The following is a 17,017-nucleotide window of genomic DNA, read 5'->3' on the forward strand; positions in this document are numbered from 1 at the left end:
ACGAGGGGCGGAGCTACCGATGAGCAGATACAGAGACAGACTGCCGCAGTTAAGCGGCGGCACATTCATCACCGACGGCGGCATGGAAACCACGCTGATCTTCCACGAGGGCATGGAGCTTCCGCATTTCGCTTCCTTCGTCCTTCTCGCCTCGCCGGAAGGACGGCGAAAGCTGAAGGAATACTACCGGCGCTATCTCGATATCGCGCGGCAGCACGGCACCGGCTTCGTGCTCGACACGGCGACCTGGCGCGCCAACGCCGACTGGGGCAACAAGCTTGGCTATTCGCCGCAAGCGCTGAAGGCTGCAAACGAGGATGCCGTCGAATTGCTCGCCGGGCTGAGGGGCGAATACGAGCGGCCGCAGATGCCGATCGTCATCAGCGGCGCAATCGGCCCGCGCGGCGACGGCTACAAAGCGGGCGCGATGAACGCTTCGGAAGCCGAGGACTACCACGGCGAGCAGATCGCAGCTTTCGCCGGGACGGAGGCGGACATGGTGACGGCCTTCACGCTCACCAATATCGACGAGGCGATCGGGGTTGCCCGCGCCGCCAAGGCCCATGGCATGCCGTCGGCGATCTCCTTTACCGTGGAAACGGACGGCAGGCTCGTGACCGGGCGCAGCATCCAGGATGCGATCGAAACGACGGATACGGCGACCGGCGGCGCGCCAGCCTATTACATGATCAACTGCGCGCACCCGACGCATTTCGAGGCCGCACTCGATGATGATAGCGGCTGGGTGAAGCGTATTTGCGGCATCCGCGCCAATGCCTCGATGATGAGCCATGCCGAGCTCGACGATAGCGAGACGCTGGACGCCGGCGATCCGATCGATTTCGGCAACCGCTACCGGAGGCTATTGTCCAGCATGCCGCAGCTGCGCGTGCTGGGCGGCTGCTGCGGCACCGATCACCGGCATGTCACGGCAATCTGCGAAGCCTGCCTACCGCCGCAGGCAGTGAGTGCATGAGGTGTAATGATGGTTACGATCCAACAATGGCGGCCGAGCCACCTGATCCAACAAGCAGTGCGCTATGCTTTCAGCCACAAACACAAGCATCAGCACGAAGTTTTCGAGCTGTTCGATGCTGGGCTGATACCCTTTGAGGGCCTCGACGGTCACCTGTTGCGGGACATCGGCATCGGTCCGAACGGGTATCATGCGCATGTCGCCGATCAGCCAACCGGAACCGACAAACCAGGGCCGGTGCATGCTCAGTGACCGATGGTGGCAGATGTGTCCGCTGCCGTGCGGCTTGCATGCGCAGCGGCGCGGCCCTACCTATGGCCTATGACCTCTGTTCTTGAAAAAGCTGCGCCTGTGTGCGCCTTTCCGTTCGACAACAGCTATGCCCGGTTGCCGCAGCACTTCTTTGCGCGGCAGGAGCCGTCGCAGGCGGCGGAGCCCTGGCTGATCAAGCTGAACGAGGAACTCGCCGCCCAACTCGGCCTCGATGTGGATTTGCTGAGGCGCGAGGGTGCCGCGATCTTTTCCGGCAATCTCCTGCCGGAAGGCGCCGAACCGCTGGCCATGGCCTATGCCGGGCACCAGTTCGGCGGCTTCGTGCCGCTGCTCGGCGACGGCCGCGCGATCCTGCTCGGCGAGGTGATCGACCGGAACGGCAAGCGGCAGGACATCCAGTTGAAGGGCGCGGGACAGACACCGTTCTCACGCCGCGGCGACGGGCGTGCAGCACTCGGGCCGGTGCTTCGCGAATATATCGTCAGCGAGGCGATGTATGCCCTCGGTATCCCGGCGACACGGGCGCTCGCCGCAGTTTCCACCGGCCAGCCCGTCTATCGCGAAGAGGTGCTGCCGGGTGCGGTCTTCACCCGCGTTGCGGGAAGCCATATCCGCGTCGGCACCTTCCAGTTCTTCGCGGCCCGCGGCGATGCCGAAGGCATCAAGGCGCTCGCCGACTATGTGATCGAACGACACTATCCAGAGCTGAAGGCCGCCGAAAACCCATATCTTGCGCTCTACCAAGCGGTCTGCGAGCGGCAGGCGGCGCTGATCGCCCGCTGGTTGCATGTCGGCTTCATCCACGGCGTGATGAATACCGACAACATGTCGGTCTCCGGCGAGACGATCGACTTCGGGCCGTGCGCCTTTATGGATGCATATGATCCGGCAACCGTCTTCTCCTCGATCGACCATCACGGTCGCTATGCCTATGCCAACCAGCCCGGCATCGGCCAGTGGAACCTTGCGCGCCTCGGCGAGACGCTGCTGCCGCTGATCGATTCGGATCAGGACAAGGCCGTCGAGCGCGCCAACGACGTCATTACGGACTATGGCAAGCGGTTCCAGGCACATTGGCTTTCCGGCATGCGCCGCAAGATTGGGCTCGTCTCGGAAGAGGACGGCGATCTGGACCTGATCCAGTCGCTGCTGGCGCTGATGCAGGACGGAAAGGCGGATTTCACGCTGGCCTTCCGGCGGCTTTGCGCGCCTGCCGGCGACGATGCGGCGGTGGCAGCCTTTACCGCGAGCTTCCGCGAGCCGGAGGCCTGCGGCGAATGGCTGGCACGCTGGCGCGAGCGGCTGTCGCGCGATCTGCAATCACCGGCCGAACGCGCCGAGGCGATGCGCAAGGTCAACCCGGCCTTCATCCCGCGCAATCACCGCATCGAGCAGGCGATCGTTGCCGCGACCGAGGACGGCGACTTCTCGCTCTTCGAGGCGCTGCTGACGGTTCTTTCCAAGCCCTACGACGACCAGCCGATGTTTGCAGCCTACATGGAGCCGCCGAAGCCGGAAGAGCGGGTGCTAAAGACGTTTTGCGGGACGTGAAATGTCTCTGCGCGGCGCCTGTTCAGATCGGCCGCGACATGAAGACTTCGGTATGCGCGATGCTGTCCGGCATCTGGCGGAACGGCGGGCAGCGCGTGAAGTCGAAGGCTTCGTAGACCGAGATCGCGTTCTCCATATAAACCGTCGTGTGAGCCACGATTGCGCGGCGATCGCCTTTTTCGACTTCAGCCAGGACCACTCGCATCAGCGCACTGCCGACGCCCTTGCCGCGGAATTCGGGATCGACGTAGAACTTGCGAATCTCCATGGTTACGTCATCGAATGGAGCAAAGGCCAGGCATCCCGCGGGCGAGCCCTCCCATCTGGCGATGAACATCATGGCGTCCGCCGAACTGTATTTGGCGGCCAGGCTGCTGCTCGTTTCGCCGTGGTAAATGGCCAGCACTTCTTCCGCAGCGACGCCATAGGCCTGCACCTCGGCCGCATCCCAGGCCGCGAGCGCATCGCAGAATCCCGCGGCGATCTCAAAATCCGCCGCACCAATCGCCCTGGAAACAGAAATCATCGCATAATCCCCTGTATCCGATGATGCGGTTGCATACCACGGCTGCGTGTTTCTTGCGAGCGGGAAGCCGGGGTTTTGCGATTGCTTCAGCTTCACAGAGGCCAAGGAGCGGGTACTACAGGCGCTTTTCGAAAAACGTGAGTGTTCCTCACTTTTTCTCATTTCTATGCTTGTCACAAGAATCCAGCCACAGCGCGTCTGCGCCGTGACATGACCAGCTCACAAGAAGGAGTCTCAGGCGCCAGGGACATGGCGCTGCTGGATCTCTTAGATCTTCCTGACAAGCAAAGGGATGATGGAGGACGAAGGGAATCGGGGACTACGAGGAGCGTTGCATGCGAGGCGATACCGCCGTCCATCCATGCCTCCCTGCGCCAAATGTGACCATTGAACGACAGCCCCTTCGCCCTAAGTCGCTGATTCGGCGGAATTGTCCCCATCCCACCATGCCCAGCTCACCTTAGCGGGAGACCGGCTTTATGGCGATCGTCATTACTTCCATCCTTTTTCTTGTCATCGGACTGGTTCTTAGCGGCGGCGGACTGTGGCTCGTGACGCTCGGCGGCAGCGTCTTCTATTTGTTTGCAGGGTTGATGTTTCTCATCACCGCAGCGCTGCTTTTCATGCGCAAGGCCATGGCGCTCTGGGTCTATGCGGTGCTGGTTGCCGTGGCGCTCATCTGGGCGGTGTGGGAAGCCGGGTTCGACTGGTGGCAGCTCGGGCCGCGCGGCGGCTTGATCATTCTGCTCGGGCTTTGGCTATTGACGCCGTGGATCCGAAGGCCGCTCGGGTTTTCGAGCCCAAGCGGCCTTCCCTACCCTGCCAATCCCTGGCCGCTCGCCGTGCCGGTGATCATCGCCATTCTCGTTGCCGGTTATTCGATGACGACCGATCCGCATGATCTTGCCGGCGATCTTCCCAACGAGGTCGTGGCGGCCGCGCCGCCCTTCGGCGGCAATGTGCCGGACGGCGAGTGGCATCAATATGGCCGCACGCCTTTCGGCCAGCGGTATTCGCCGCTCGACCAGATCAACAAGGACAATGTGAAGGAATTGAAGGTCGCCTGGGAGTACCAGACCGGCGACGTAAAGCGGCCTGACGATATCGGCGAGACGACCTATCAGGTGACGCCGCTCAAAGTCGCCGACACGCTCTATCTCTGCACACCGCACAACTGGGCGATCGCGCTCGACGCCAAGACCGGGAAGGAGAAATGGAAATACGACGCCAATTCCGGCATGAACCCGGACCGGCAGCACCAGACCTGCCGCGGCGTGACATACTATGCCGATCCGGCCGTCGCGGCCGGCCAGCCCTGCGCCGCACGGGTCTATCTTCCGACGTCCGATGCGCGGCTGATCGCGCTCGATGCAGCCGACGGCAAAATCTGCGAAAGCTTTGCCGACAAGGGCGTGCTGCATCTGGAGACCGGCATGAAATACAACCCGGCCGGCTATTATTACTCCACCTCGCCGCCGGTCGCGGTCGCCGGCAAGCTTATCATCGGCGGGGCCGTCAACGACAACTATTCGACCCAGGAGCAATCCGGCGTCATCCGCGCCTTCGACATCAACACCGGCGCGCTTCTCTGGAACTGGGATTCCGGCAATCCGGATCAGACCGCACCCCTGCCCGAAGGCCAGACCTACGTCACCAACTCGCCGAACAGCTGGTCCGTCTTCAGTGTCGATGAAGGGCTTGGCTCCGTCTATATCCCGCTCGGCAACCAGGTGCCGGACCAGCTCGGCATGAACCGTAGCGCCAATGTCGAAAAGTTCTCCTCCTCCGTCGTGGCGCTCGACATCAATACGGGCCAGCTGAAATGGGTGCAGCAGTTCGTCCACCACGACCTCTGGGATATGGACGTGCCGGCGCAGCCCGTGCTCTTCGACATGACGAAGCCGGACGGCAGCGTCGTTCCGGCTCTCGTCGCCCCGACGAAGCAGGGCGACATCTACGTGCTCGACCGGCGCAACGGCGAGGCGATCATTCCCTTCAAGGAAATCCCGGCGCCGGGCGGCGCGATCCCCGAGGACCATACGGCGCCCACGCAGCCGATCTCCGACCTCAGCTTCTCGCCCGATCCGCTGAAGGAAAAGGACATGTGGGGGATCACGCTCATCGATCAGCTCGCCTGTCGCATCGCCTTTCACCGCTACAAATACGAGGGCCGCTATACGCCACCTTCGGTGGAGGGAACGATCGTCTATCCGGGCAATTTCGGCACCTTCAACTGGGGCAGCGTCGCGGTCGATCCGGAGCGGCAGATCATGTTCGGCATGCCGACTTATCTCGCCTTCACCTCGAGGCTCGTTCCGGCCGCCGAGATTCCCCCGCGCGGACAGGACGAAAAGGGCAGCGAGCAGGGCCTGAACCGCAATGACGGGGCGCCCTACGGCGTGTTCATGGGACCGCTCCTCGGCCCGCTCCAAATCCCCTGCCAGGCGCCGCCATGGGGCTATGTCGCGGGCGTCGATCTCCGGACCGGCAAGATCGCCTATATGCACAAGAACGGCACCGTGCATGACATGACGCCGCTGCCGCTACCCTTCAAGATCGGCGTGCCGGGTATCGGCGGGCCGATACTCACCAAGGGCGGCCTCGCCTTCCTCGGCGCTGCCGTCGACAACTACCTGCGCGCCTACGACGCCACCAACGGCAACCAGCTCTGGCAAGCGCGTCTCCCAGCCGGCGGTCAGGCAACGCCGATGACCTATACGGCCAGCGACAACAAGCAATATGTCGTCATGGTTGCCGGCGGGCATGGGTCGGTGGGGACGAAGCCCGGCGATTACGTGATCGCTTATACGCTGCCGTAGGCGTTACCGGGGTTGGGCGCCGCTATAATGCGGCCTCCACTTCAAGCCGCAAGTTTTAAACGCCGCCTCCTCAAGTACGACCTGAAATGGAAGCAAAAGCCTTGCGCATGTATTGCCGCCCATGGTCTGCCTGCAATCTTTAAGTGAGTCTTTTCATGGAGATCGCGGGAAACATTTGAAGCCTTTTCAGTCCCAATAACCTCGCCGGAGAGCAGCGCGCCAAGCGAGAGCGGCGGTTGACTGCAGCTGAGCTATACAGGGCCTTCCATTTCCAGCGCCATGTGGGCGATGCAGCCCGCCGGGAGACACGACGATTGCCGAGGAAACCGAAGCCGATCTCGCCGCCCAAGAAACACCATGCCGAGTTGGTGGACGGGTTGAACGACTATGCCAGCAAGACGCCGGACGCGATTATCCGCAAGCGCGTTTTCAAGGAACCCGGTATACGCGAGGATGACCTTGCCGCCACACAATGAGGAACGCGACGCAAGCGAAAAGCAGATTGCCGAGGCAATCAAACGAGCTTCCCGGCATCACCGAGACGATACCGAGGGCACCGCTTCCGGGTCTCAGGCGGCCGACACCCAAGGCGAACAGACCGCCTAAGTTCGCAAAATGATTCAAGACGATGCGGGGGAGATTCATATCTCCGCCGCATGCTTTTGAATTTGCTGATTATCGCGCCATGCCCGCGACGATCTTCGCGACTTCGGCAAAGACGAGGTTCAACTCCTTCACCGGCGCCGTCGCCTCGGCGATATAGGCCGTCACGAGGATCGGGCCGCGGCCCTTCGGCCAGATGATGGCGATGTCTGCAGCGGTGCCATTGTCGCCAGTGCCGGTCTTGTCGCCCACCTTCCAGGCTCCCGGCAGACCGGCGCGAAGACGTGCATCGCCGGTGGTGTTCGCCAGCATCCATTCGATCAGCTTTTCGCGTGAGGGCTCGGACAGCACCGAGCCGAGCGCGAGGTTGCCGAGCGTGTCGAGCATCGCGTCCGGGGTCGTCGTGTCGCGCGGATCGCCTTTCTTGCCTTCGTTCAGCGCCGTCTCCCAGCGATCGAGGCGGGTCGCGCGGTCGCCGATCGAGCGAAGCCATTTGGTGAGCGCCTTCGGGCCCCCGACGCTTTCAAGCAACAGGTTGCCGGCGGTATTGTCGCTCAGCGTAATTGCCGCCTTGCAAAGGTCGCCGACGCTCATCCCCTCCCCGCCGACGTGTTTTTCCGTTTCCGGCGAATAGGAGACGAGCTTGTCCTGGTCATAGATCACGCGGCGCTCGAGATTCTCCTCGCCCTTGTCGACGCGCGAAAGCACCATGGCCGAGGCGAGCACCTTGAAGGTGCTGCACATGGGGAAGCGTTCGGTTTCGCGATAGCCGAGCGTGACCTTTGTTTCGGTGTCGATGACGGAAACGCCCAGCCTGCCGCCGGTGCGGTTTTCAAGCTCCGCCAACCGGCGCTCAATGTCGTCATCGGTTTCGGAGGCGCGGGCGAACGAGGCAAGGGAAAGTGCGGGAAAGAGCATCGCGGTCTTCAAGATCGTGCGGCGATGGATTGAAAAGTCATTCATGAAATCACTCCGGCTGAATCAACAAGCCAAAGAGCTAGGCCGCGATTGTGGCGCCTTGTCGTCGCCTTTGCGGCATCGTCAGGCCGCCTGCAATTGCGTGACCTCGACGGTCACGTGCGAGAGCTCGTCCAGGCTTTCGAGCTTCGCCTTGTAGAAAGCAGGCTCGCGCGGCTCGGACGTCGCGACGGCGACGATCGCGGCGTGATGGCCGGGGCCGAGCTGCCAGACATGCAGGTCCGTGATGCGGTCGCTGCCGGTTTCGATCACCTTGCGGATTTCGCCTGGCAGCTCCTCGCCGTCCGCGATCGCATCGAGCAGCACGCGGCCGGAGGACTTCATCAGGCCCCAGGACCATTGCGCGATGATGAGGCCGCCGACGATGCCCATCAGCGGATCGAGCCAGAGCCAGCCGTAAAGGCTGCCGAAGGAAAGGGCCGCAATCGCGAGCACCGAGGTCAGCGCATCGGCGAGAACATGGGTGTAGGCGGCGCGCATGTTGTTGTCGATGGTCCCGCCGTGGTGGGGACGGTCGCCGTGATCGTGATGCGCATGATCGCCGTGGTGATGATGGGGACCGTGCCCGTGGTGATGGCCGCTATCCTTCAACAGCCAGGCGCTGACGAGATTGACGGCAAGGCCGATGACGGCAACGCCGATCGCCTGGGTGAAGCTGATGGGTACCGGATTGGCGATGCGCAAGACGCTCTCCCAGGCCATCAGCAGCGCGATCATGGCAAGAATGATGGCGCTTGCGAAACCCGCCAGATCGCCTAGCTTGCCGGTGCCGAAGGTAAAGCGCGGATTGCGGGCCTGCTTGCGGGCATAGAGATAGGCAACGGCTGAGATCAGAAGCGCACTGGCATGCGTCGACATGTGCCAGCCGTCGGCGACGAGCGCCATGGAGCCGAATATTTTGCCGGCGCCGATTTCCACGACCATCATCACCGCCGTCAGCGCGATCACGAACCAGACGCGGCGCTCGTTGCGCTCGTGGCCAGCACCCAGGAAGACATGGTCGTGTTCTAGCGTTTGTGTGCTCATCGCGCGCTCCTTCGATCTCTTCAGCGGATGTAGGTCCGCAGCACTTGCGAAATTTCCTCGACCGCCTCGGCGCGGGCCTTCTCGTCGGCCGCATGCAGCACGTGCTCGTGTAGCTGATCCTCCAGCACCTCGCCGGTCAGCCCGTTCAGCGCGCCGCGGATCGAGGCCAGCAGCTGCAGGATGTCACCACAGGGGCGCTCGGCCTCCAGAGCGCGCTCGACGGCTTCCAGCTGGCCCTTGAGGCGGCTGACGCGGGCGATGAGCTTTTTCTTCTGACGGGTGGTGTGCGACAAGGGGTGCTACCATTTTAGTATAGGGGTCTATAGTATATGCGGCAACCGCGAAAGGGAAGCGTATCTTTGGCTTTCCATGTGATGTTCGACGGGCGGAACGGCAAAGACCGCGTTGCTGACTGGCGCTTCCCCATCCTTCCCGCCCTCATTCCTGTCCTTGCTGCAGGAACAGGAATGAGGAGAGTATGGGATGGGCGCTGGTGGCAAAAGGCACGCATTCAGCGGATCCATACCGCCAAGGCGGCGTGCGAGGAGGTGATCCTCCGAGGCCCTGCGGCTTCGCCTTCGGGCACCTCAGGATGAGGGCCGTGCCGCGGGCGCCGGCGATCAGCCCTTATCCTGAGATGCAAGCCCGCAGGGCGCAGCCTCGAAAGACGAGGGCGGTCATGGGGTGCGGTTTTCCTTGCGTCCCCCATCCACCGGCTTGATGAGCCCGCCGCTTGGGCTGCAAAGCATCGCATAGAATGTTTTGTCCGTTCCGGAACGCTACAACGTCTTTGCACCCGCCATCTTGGTGAACACCTGCACGCGCTTCCAGCGCAGCGTGCCGGGCTTGTATTTCTTCAGCCACTCCTGGGTCTCGCTCTCGTCCAGGAAGAGGCTTGCACTGGTATCGGCCGAGGCATTCGCTTGGCCATCGCTCCGGCCGGCCATGACCTCCTGGATCGAGCGGAAATAATAGTGGTTGAAGAGCCGGTTGAACTCGGTGAAGTAGATGTCGGCCACGCGTTCGCTGCCGCGGATCAGCAGCATATTCTCGTCGTTGTCGTTGGTCGAAGCTTCTGAAAAATTTGCCGAACCGGACACGACGATCGGGTCGGCGCCGAGCGGGTCCTTCAGCAGAAATTTCGAGTGGACGTAAGCCACATGCTGGTTGAGCCCGAGCGCCCTGGCATTGGTTTCCCGCGTCCACTGGTAGACCGGATCGCGCAGGAACGATCCCCAGGCCTGGTAGACGTTGTGTTTCGCATTCAGCGGCACGAAGGGATCGCTGGCACGGGGATTGGGCTTGTCCTGCTTTTCCAAGAGCAGGAAGATCACGGGGCGCTGCGGCATCTCGGCTTCCGTGTTGTCGACCAGCGCCGTCTTGAATTTCTTGCCGATGCCGAACGCAAGTGTGATGCCGCCGTAATCGGTGGAGGAATCGAGCGCGTCGACATACATGTCGAGCACCTTGCTTCCTGACCGCGGACTGAAGACGCTCGATACGCCTTTCGCAATATTCTCCCAGTCCGCCGGAATCGGCGCCAGCCCCATCACGGCGTCGCGATAGGCCTTTCGCTTGGCATCGGATACGGCTCTCGTTTCTCCCTCAACTGCGCCCGGATCGTTTTCAAGCGTCTTCCAGTAAGCCTCAAAGGCCGCAGCAACATCCGCATTGCGCACCCAATGGCCGACATTCGTCTGCCCGTGGATGCCGCCCGGCGACATGTTGGTCGATCCTGTCCAGACTTCCGCCGGCTTCTGCGCAGCACCTTTCAGCAGGACCAGGAACTTGTTGTGCTGGATATTGTTCGGATTGTTTTCCCGCCAGCGGGCAATCGCCGTCACCGGAAGCCCGGCGTCTTTGACCATAGCCTTGTTGTCCTCGCGCGGAAAGCTCGGATGGAATTTGCCCTTGCCGTCGGTGTGTTCGTTGATCTTCGCGTCGAGGATGAGCTTTACCCTGACGCCGCGATCGATGGCGGCCTTCAGGCGCTCGGCGACCGGCAGATAGCGGAATTCGTAGAAGCATCCGAGGAGCGTGTCGCCGGCCTGCGCCTGATCGATGAACCTGAAAAGCGCCTCGTCGAGGTCGCGGCTCAGCCATTGCAACGCTTCAAGACGCTTCTCTGCCGGCTGCAGATCGTCAGGCTTTTCGTTGCCGAAGCGGCGTTGATAGGCCTGGCTGCTGGCAACGCCGCGGTTGAAGAAGATATCGTGCTCAAGCTCCGTAAAGAGCGGCTCAGTCCTGACCACGATCTTCACCGGCGGCGCGCTGCGGTCGATGTTCTTCGGCTTGCCTTTCAGCGGATAGAAGAAATATTCGTATCGGCGGTCCGGCTTTGCCGTGAAGTCGTCCCAGACGAAACTTTGCACCGGGTGATCGTAGGTCGTAACGACCGTTTTCTCGTCCGGCTGCGGGATGACGCTTGCGAAGACCTTCATGCCATAGACGAAATAGCGCTGGTTTTCCGTGGGGTCGTAACGCTCGACCGCGAAACCGAGCAGGCCTTTCGTATCGGCATTTTGGTAGTCGACGGCAAACGAGACGGTGTTGACACCCGTGACCGCGAAAATGCGATATCCTTCAACTTCCTTGGAAACGAAACGCATGATGCCCCTCCGTAAAAGCGTTCGTCTGGAATTATGGGATTTTCTACATAAGGCTGCAGCGCCACACTACGCAACTTAACAGATAGTATCCACGGATGATGACGCCCCATTGACAAATCGCGCGTTCTGGAGAATCTATCGCGCATGATCAACAACGCGCACATCACCAGCACGTATTTTTGGCTGTACCTGTAAAGGGCGGCCGGACAGATCATATTGTCAACAATGCCGCCGTCAGGCGGCTTTGTTGTAATCGGCAGCGTCCTGACGGCAGAATACCAAACAAGGACGCGAAGGCCATGATTGCAATCGAAGACAGCGAAATTTCATTGATCCGCCCCCCAGTGGTGACGATCCGCACGGCAAAACCGCGGGACCTGCCGGCACTCAACGAGATGATCGCCCTGCTTGCCGCCCATCACGGCGATGCGGCGATCGCCACGCCCGAGCAGTTGGAACGCGACCTTTTCGGCCCGGTTCCATGGATCACGGCGCTAGTGGCCGAAACCGGCGACGGGCTGATCGGTTACGCCATCCTGGTGCCGCTCTACAGGGCGCAGGAAGGCAAGCGTGGCATGGACCTGCACCACCTTTTCGTGCGCGACGGCCATCGCGGCCACGGCATCGGCCAGCACCTCGTCAACCGCGCCCGCGAAACCGCGAGGAATGCCGGCTGCGATTACCTTTCGGTGAGTGCGGCGACCGGAAACATCCAGGCACACCGTTTCTATCAGCATATGGACTTCACCCCTCGCCCGGTCACCGGCATGCGCTATATGCAGGCGCTGGCTTGAGCGCCTGCCGCTCCAACGGACGAGGGAGAGACAAATGACACGGCTTGCTGTGGTTCTGACGGAGGCTTTCGCGGACTGGGAGGTCGGGCAGCTGACGGCTTCCGCCCGCACCGAATTCGGCTTCGACGTGGTGACGGCGGCGCCCGGTGGCGCTGAGGTGCGGTCCATGGGCGGCCTGCGCGTCACGCCCGATACGGCGGCCGAAGCACTGCGGGCGGAGGCGTTCGACGGTCTGGTGCTTTGCGGCGGCATGATCTGGGAGACCGAGAAGGCGCCGGATCTAAAGCCCGTCATCGCCGATTTCATGGCCCGCGGCAAACTGGTTGCGGGGATCTGCGGCGCAACGCTGGCGCTTGCCAAGGCGGGCGCGCTGAACAATGCGGCGCATACCAGCAATGCCTTGCGTTTCATCGCCGACCTGCCCGGCTATTCCGGGCATGCGCATTACAAGGACGCGCCGGCGGCGGTGCGCGACGGGATGCTGGTCACCGCCCCCGGTTCCGCCCCGACCACCTTTGCCGCCGAAATCTACCGGGCGCTCGACTTCCGCAACGAGGATCTCGACCAGTATCTTTTGATGTTTGGCGCAGAGCACCAGCCGAAGGCTGCGTGAGGCTCAGGCGGCCGGCTTTCCGGCCGCTCTCTCGACAGTATCACTTCCGCCCATTGGTTGAGGCTCTTGCCGGCAAGCTCCGCGGCCGTGGCCGCGCGGGCATGGATCTCGGGATCGACGCGGAACATCGTTTTGCCGGAATATGACTTATGCGGTTTCCTGCCCAGCTTGCGGCAGGTTTCGATAGAGTCGTTGACGGCCGGCGTGCGTCCTTGATCTGATCGCGCTTCGCCTCCTTCGCCGGATCAACTGACCGTCTTTCTCGAAGCGGACGCGCGCGAACCGTTGCCTTCGATGACCACGCATCCGACTGCGATAGGCAGGCTCTCGGCATCGGCCAAGGCGCGATCGTGCCAGGTACCAGGTCACGAAAGATCGCTTCCACGGTCTTGCGCTGCCGATCGTTCATACTGGCATGACGAGATGCTATCACATTTTACAAGCATCATCGGCTCGGCACCGCCTTCAAATACGCGGCGATCGCCTCGAGATCGCTTTTCGGCAGATGCGCGAGACTCCTCTGGACCTCGGCCATCGAGCCGCCGGCGGTGTCGAAGTCCGGGGTAAAGCCGGTTTCGAGGTAGTTGGTGATATCGGCCTCGCTCCAGGAACTGATGTCCTTGGAGCCCGGGGTGATGTTCGGGATACGACCACGGCCTTCCGGATTCGGAGCGCCTGCGAGCCACATATCGGGCTCGAAGCCGCCGAGCGCGTCACGCGGCGTATGGCATTCGCCGCAATGGCCCGGGCCCTCGACGAGATACCGGCCGCGCTTCAGCTTGTCGTCGGCGTTGGCGAGCACGATACGGGGCGCGTCGTTGAAATAGAGGAGCTTCCAGCCGCCAAGTGCGAGCCGGATATCATAGGGGAACGGCAGTTGGTGCGGCGGCGCGACATTGCCGCTCTTGGGCAACGTCTTGATGTAGCCGAAAAGATCGTTGACGTCCTTGTCGCTCATGCGCGCATAGGAGCCATAGGGGAAGGACGGGTAGAGGTGCTGGCCGCCGGGGGTGATGCCGCGCTTCATGGCATTGCCGAATTCGGCGAGCGTCCAGGAGCCGATGCCCGCCTTCTCGTCCGGCGAGATATTCGGAACATGGAAAGTGCCGAAGGGGCTCTTCAGCGCAAGACCGCCGGATAGCGTGAGCTTGGCATCGCCTTCGGAACCGGGAGCGGCATGACAGCCGACGCAGCCGCCCGCCCAGAACACCGTTTCGCCGTTCGTCACATCCGGCGTGCCGAGATTGGCCCAATGGCTTTCCGGCAGCGGGTTCGGCGCGGTGACGAAATAAAAGGCCGCACCGCCGAGGGCGACAATGCCGACAAGACAGAGCACAAACCGGATGAACCTGCGGACCATGCCGCTCCCCTTTTCAGCGACTGCAACGGTCTAAGATAAACCGGTCCACACCTCCGGCAAGGCAGGCGCGAACCGATGGATTCGGATGGGGACGGCGAGCGCTTAATCCGTCTTTATGCGGTAATTCTCATGACAGCCGCCGCAATTGGCACCGAGCGTTTTCAACGCGCCGCCGACACCGGCAGCGTCGGCCGGAAGCTGCGCGAGGATCTTCTCGGCGTCGCTACTCAGCTTTGCGGCGCGCGCCTTGAAGTCATCCATGTTTTCCCAGATCTTCGGGCTCGCCGCCTTGTCGCCGGTTTCCGTGCCCGGCTTGAACTGGTCGGGGAAGACCTTGGCGGTTTGAGAGATCGTCGTCAGCGCTGCCTTCACCACCTCGGCATCATAGGGCTTCTCGCCCTTGGCGATTGCCGTCATGGCGCCGGCCGAGCCGCCGACCTTCTTCATCAGCGCTTCGCGCGCTTCATGCGTGCCCTCCTGCTGCGCGAAGACCGCCGTCACCCCCATGCCGGCAACGAGCACAGCCGCCGCAACTGTTTTGAAATTCATATGTCCACTCCTCTCGATACCGAGGTCTCTCCGAGCCCGGCGCCTGATATTCGCGGCCGCATGATGGCAAATTTATACGGGGCGCGAAGTAACAAGTGGGTGATATGACAAGGAATTCAAAATGGTAATGCACCCGCAATCCTCATCCCTGTGCCTGTCGCAGGGTTCCAGCAGCACCATGTCCATGGCGCGGGAGACTCGTTTTAAGAAGGAGGGGTCATTCACGGCGCGTCCGCGCCGTGGCTGGATTTCCGTGACAGGCACAAGAATAAGATGCGCTCGGCAAAGTCTCGCTACCTATCTGCTCCTCGCACTATGCCACCGCCTTCCAGCCATGCCAGGCAGTCAGCAGCGAGACGGCGATCAGCAGTGCTCCGGCGGCGCGGCCGACGATGATGGTAGCGCCGGGATTGGAGATCAGCAGCGTTCGGCTTCGCGAGGCGGTGAGCGCCACTGCGCCGTAGATCGCGAATTGGGTCGCGAGCGTCATGGCGCCCATGATAAGGCCCTGCAGCCAGATCGGCCCGTAGACGGGTTTGAGGAACTGCGGATAGACGGCGAGCATGAAGAGGTAGGCCTTCGGATTGATGAGGCAGGTGATCGCGCCCTGCCGGAAGGCGCGCCAGCCGGAGCGCAGGCTCCCCTCGCCGACCGTATCCACCGTGATCGAGCTGCGGACCAGCGTGAAGCCGATCCAGATCATGTAGGCAGCGCCCAGGAAAAGCAGCGGGTTGAAGAGCGAAGGAAGCAGGCTCGCGAGGATGCCAACGCCGATTGCGCCATAGAGCGAATGCACCGCGCCGCCCGCCATGATGCCTGCCGTTGCCGCCATACCGCGGCTCCTGCCGCCGGTCAGGGAATTGGCGAGCACGAAGAGCATGTCCATGCCCGGCACGATGATGATGCCGAAGAGAAGGGTGAAGTAGAGCCAGAGGTTTTCCGTATAAGTCATGTCAGTTGTCTGCCTTCGAGCCGGGCGGCCATTTTGGCGGACCGCCTTTGATTTCAATTCGATAGGCAGTGCTATACCAAAGCCCAACTGACAGTGTATTGTCAGGAGCCTTGGAGGAAACCGGCAAAATGCGCAAGGCGTCACGCCTTTTCGAGATCATCCAGATCCTGCGGTTGGCAAAGAAACCGGTGACGGCGCAGGCGATGGCGGACGCGCTGGAAGTGACGGTGCGCTCCATCTATCGCGATATCGCCGCACTGCAGGCGATGCACGTACCGATCGAGGGCGGGCGCGGCATCGGCTATATCATGCGCCCCGGCTTCGACCTGCCGCCGCTGATGTTTTCTATCGAGGAGTTGGAGGCGATCGTGTTGTCGCTGGCGCTTTTGGAGCGCACCGGCGACGCGGAGCTGAAGCAGGCGGCAAAGCGGGTGAACCAGAAGATCGCAGGCGCGGTGCCGGTACCGCTGCGCCAGGCGATGGAGAACAAGGCGCTCTTTGCCTGGGGCACCGTCGCGCAGCCGCCTGCGGGCTTTGATCTCGGCATGGTGCGCCGGGCGATCCGCGACGAGCAGAAGCTGGCGCTTAACTACCGCGACGAACTGGGACGCGCCACCGAGCGCACCATCCGCCCGATCGCGCTGATCTACTATTCACACTACGCCAATATCGTCGGCTGGTGCGAACTGCGCCAGGCCATCCGCAATTTCCGCAGCGACCGCGTCGAGCATTGCGAAGCGGCCGGCGCCTTCTTCCGGGGCGAAGGCGACGGGTTGCGCGAAGAATGGATGAACGGCTGGGCGGAAAGACCGCTTGCCGTCTCATCCTAACGCTGAACACGGCAGGGCTCTGCCCGGCGATGTGTCAGGCGGCGACGGCGGCGACGAGCAGGATCAGGCTGACCAGGCCGAAGACGGCGCGCAGAAGGTGGGAGCGCTCCCAGCGGTCGCGCAGGACGGTCCAGTCCGGCGCTTCGGCGTCCCCATGGGACCTGAAGCTGAAAAAGCGTTTCCCGGCTCCTTCCGGCTGATTTTCCTTAAGCCAGAAATTGTTTACCGGATGCGTCACGATCCAATAGATCGCATGCATGGCGAGCAGCGCTACGAAAGCGCCGGCGGTCAGCCAATAGGTGCCGCTGAAGGGCGGCGTCAGCACGATCAGCGCCAGGATCATGATCAGGCCGAGCGGCTCGGCGACGCCGCCGAAGGTAAAGCCGGGATAATAGATGGGCTGCACGGCAAGGTACTGCTCCTTCGACAGCCGCATCTTGCCCGGCAGCTCAAGCGCATGGGCAAGGGCCAGTGCCATCGCGACGGCGACGATGAGAACAGTCAGTATTTCAAGAGCCTGGAACATCTGTATGGCCTCCTGAAGGGTCTCATACCTAA

Annotated in this window: 17 protein-coding genes and 1 pseudogene; 8 read left to right on the plus strand and 10 right to left on the minus strand. The window is 62.2% G+C overall.

Annotated elements, in window-relative coordinates; all coding sequences use genetic code 11:
* Positions 1-19 precede the first annotated feature (19 nt).
* The 3 genes from ACZ9DP_RS29585 to ACZ9DP_RS29595 all read left to right on the plus strand — a co-directional run bounded on the left by ACZ9DP_RS29585 (position 20) and on the right by ACZ9DP_RS29595 (position 2,800).
* Positions 20-976 carry a homocysteine S-methyltransferase family protein gene (locus ACZ9DP_RS29585; RefSeq protein ID WP_239594948.1) on the plus strand — a complete coding sequence of 319 codons (957 nt, stop codon included), beginning with the start codon at positions 20-22 and terminating at the stop codon, positions 974-976.
* Positions 977-985: 9 nt separating this feature from the next.
* Entirely contained in the window at positions 986-1,228 is a 243-nt protein-coding gene (locus ACZ9DP_RS29590) for a hypothetical protein (RefSeq protein WP_239594950.1), read from the plus strand.
* 69 nt (positions 1,229-1,297) lie between these two features.
* Entirely contained in the window at positions 1,298-2,800 is a 1,503-nt protein-coding gene (locus ACZ9DP_RS29595; RefSeq protein ID WP_476204400.1) for a protein adenylyltransferase SelO, read from the plus strand.
* Between the two features lie 22 nt (positions 2,801-2,822).
* On the opposite strand, the gene ACZ9DP_RS29600 is transcribed toward ACZ9DP_RS29595, so the two are convergent.
* Entirely contained in the window at positions 2,823-3,326 is a 504-nt protein-coding gene (locus tag ACZ9DP_RS29600; protein ID WP_283071168.1) for a GNAT family N-acetyltransferase, read from the minus strand.
* Between the two features lie 479 nt (positions 3,327-3,805).
* On the opposite strand from ACZ9DP_RS29600, the gene ACZ9DP_RS29605 reads away from it, so the two are divergent.
* Positions 3,806-6,145, plus strand: a complete 2,340-nt coding sequence (locus tag ACZ9DP_RS29605; protein ID WP_476204401.1) for a glucose/quinate/shikimate family membrane-bound PQQ-dependent dehydrogenase — start codon at positions 3,806-3,808, stop codon at positions 6,143-6,145.
* Positions 6,146-6,459: 314 nt separating this feature from the next.
* A complete protein-coding gene (locus ACZ9DP_RS29610; RefSeq protein WP_476204402.1) occupies positions 6,460-6,621 on the plus strand; it encodes a hypothetical protein in 162 nt (53 codons plus the stop codon).
* A gap of 199 nt (positions 6,622-6,820) precedes the next feature.
* Here the strand turns inward: ACZ9DP_RS29610 and bla are convergent, their stop codons facing one another.
* The 4 genes from bla to ACZ9DP_RS29630 form a co-directional block, all read right to left on the minus strand.
* Complete coding sequence (bla, locus tag ACZ9DP_RS29615; protein WP_476204403.1) at positions 6,821-7,711, minus strand: class A beta-lactamase; 891 nt, start codon at positions 7,709-7,711, stop codon at positions 6,821-6,823.
* Positions 7,712-7,789: 78 nt separating this feature from the next.
* Positions 7,790-8,752, minus strand: coding sequence for a CDF family Co(II)/Ni(II) efflux transporter DmeF (gene dmeF, locus ACZ9DP_RS29620; protein WP_476204404.1), 963 nt, complete (start codon positions 8,750-8,752; stop codon positions 7,790-7,792).
* A gap of 20 nt (positions 8,753-8,772) precedes the next feature.
* Positions 8,773-9,045, minus strand: a complete 273-nt coding sequence (gene dmeR / locus ACZ9DP_RS29625) for a Ni(II)/Co(II)-sensing transcriptional repressor DmeR (protein ID WP_074067034.1) — start codon at positions 9,043-9,045, stop codon at positions 8,773-8,775.
* 486 nt (positions 9,046-9,531) lie between these two features.
* Positions 9,532-11,361 (minus strand): phospholipase D-like domain-containing protein, encoded by a 1,830-nt coding sequence (locus tag ACZ9DP_RS29630; RefSeq protein ID WP_476204405.1) that lies wholly within the window; start codon positions 11,359-11,361, stop codon positions 9,532-9,534.
* Between the two features lie 299 nt (positions 11,362-11,660).
* Between ACZ9DP_RS29630 and ACZ9DP_RS29635 the strand changes: the two genes are divergently transcribed.
* Together ACZ9DP_RS29635 and ACZ9DP_RS29640 are read left to right on the plus strand one after the other, a co-directional pair.
* Complete coding sequence (locus tag ACZ9DP_RS29635; RefSeq protein ID WP_476204406.1) at positions 11,661-12,155, plus strand: N-acetyltransferase family protein; 495 nt, start codon at positions 11,661-11,663, stop codon at positions 12,153-12,155.
* A gap of 34 nt (positions 12,156-12,189) precedes the next feature.
* On the plus strand, positions 12,190-12,768 hold the full coding sequence (locus ACZ9DP_RS29640) for a type 1 glutamine amidotransferase family protein (RefSeq protein WP_194729230.1): 579 nt from the start codon (positions 12,190-12,192) through the stop codon (positions 12,766-12,768).
* 35 nt (positions 12,769-12,803) lie between these two features.
* On the opposite strand, the pseudogene ACZ9DP_RS29645 reads toward ACZ9DP_RS29640, so the two are convergent.
* The 4 genes and pseudogenes from ACZ9DP_RS29645 to ACZ9DP_RS29660 all read right to left on the minus strand — a co-directional run.
* A pseudogene (locus tag ACZ9DP_RS29645) lies at positions 12,804-12,968 on the minus strand (toxin-antitoxin system HicB family antitoxin); the annotation flags it as partial.
* Positions 12,969-13,213: 245 nt separating this feature from the next.
* Positions 13,214-14,128, minus strand: a complete 915-nt coding sequence (locus tag ACZ9DP_RS29650; RefSeq protein WP_194729229.1) for a cytochrome c — start codon at positions 14,126-14,128, stop codon at positions 13,214-13,216.
* A gap of 102 nt (positions 14,129-14,230) precedes the next feature.
* Positions 14,231-14,677, minus strand: a complete 447-nt coding sequence (locus tag ACZ9DP_RS29655) for a c-type cytochrome (protein ID WP_476204407.1) — start codon at positions 14,675-14,677, stop codon at positions 14,231-14,233.
* A gap of 313 nt (positions 14,678-14,990) precedes the next feature.
* Complete coding sequence (locus ACZ9DP_RS29660; protein ID WP_476204408.1) at positions 14,991-15,629, minus strand: LysE family translocator; 639 nt, start codon at positions 15,627-15,629, stop codon at positions 14,991-14,993.
* Positions 15,630-15,757: 128 nt separating this feature from the next.
* Here ACZ9DP_RS29660 and ACZ9DP_RS29665 point away from each other — a divergent pair, with 128 nt between their 5' ends.
* On the plus strand, positions 15,758-16,459 hold the full coding sequence (locus ACZ9DP_RS29665; protein WP_074067025.1) for a helix-turn-helix transcriptional regulator: 702 nt from the start codon (positions 15,758-15,760) through the stop codon (positions 16,457-16,459).
* A gap of 34 nt (positions 16,460-16,493) precedes the next feature.
* Here the strand turns inward: ACZ9DP_RS29665 and ACZ9DP_RS29670 are convergent, their stop codons facing one another.
* On the minus strand, positions 16,494-16,985 hold the full coding sequence (locus tag ACZ9DP_RS29670; protein ID WP_476204409.1) for an anthrone oxygenase family protein: 492 nt from the start codon (positions 16,983-16,985) through the stop codon (positions 16,494-16,496).
* Positions 16,986-17,017: the final 32 nt, after the last annotated feature.

The sequence above is a fragment of the Rhizobium sp. USDA 4016 genome (assembly GCF_056279705.1).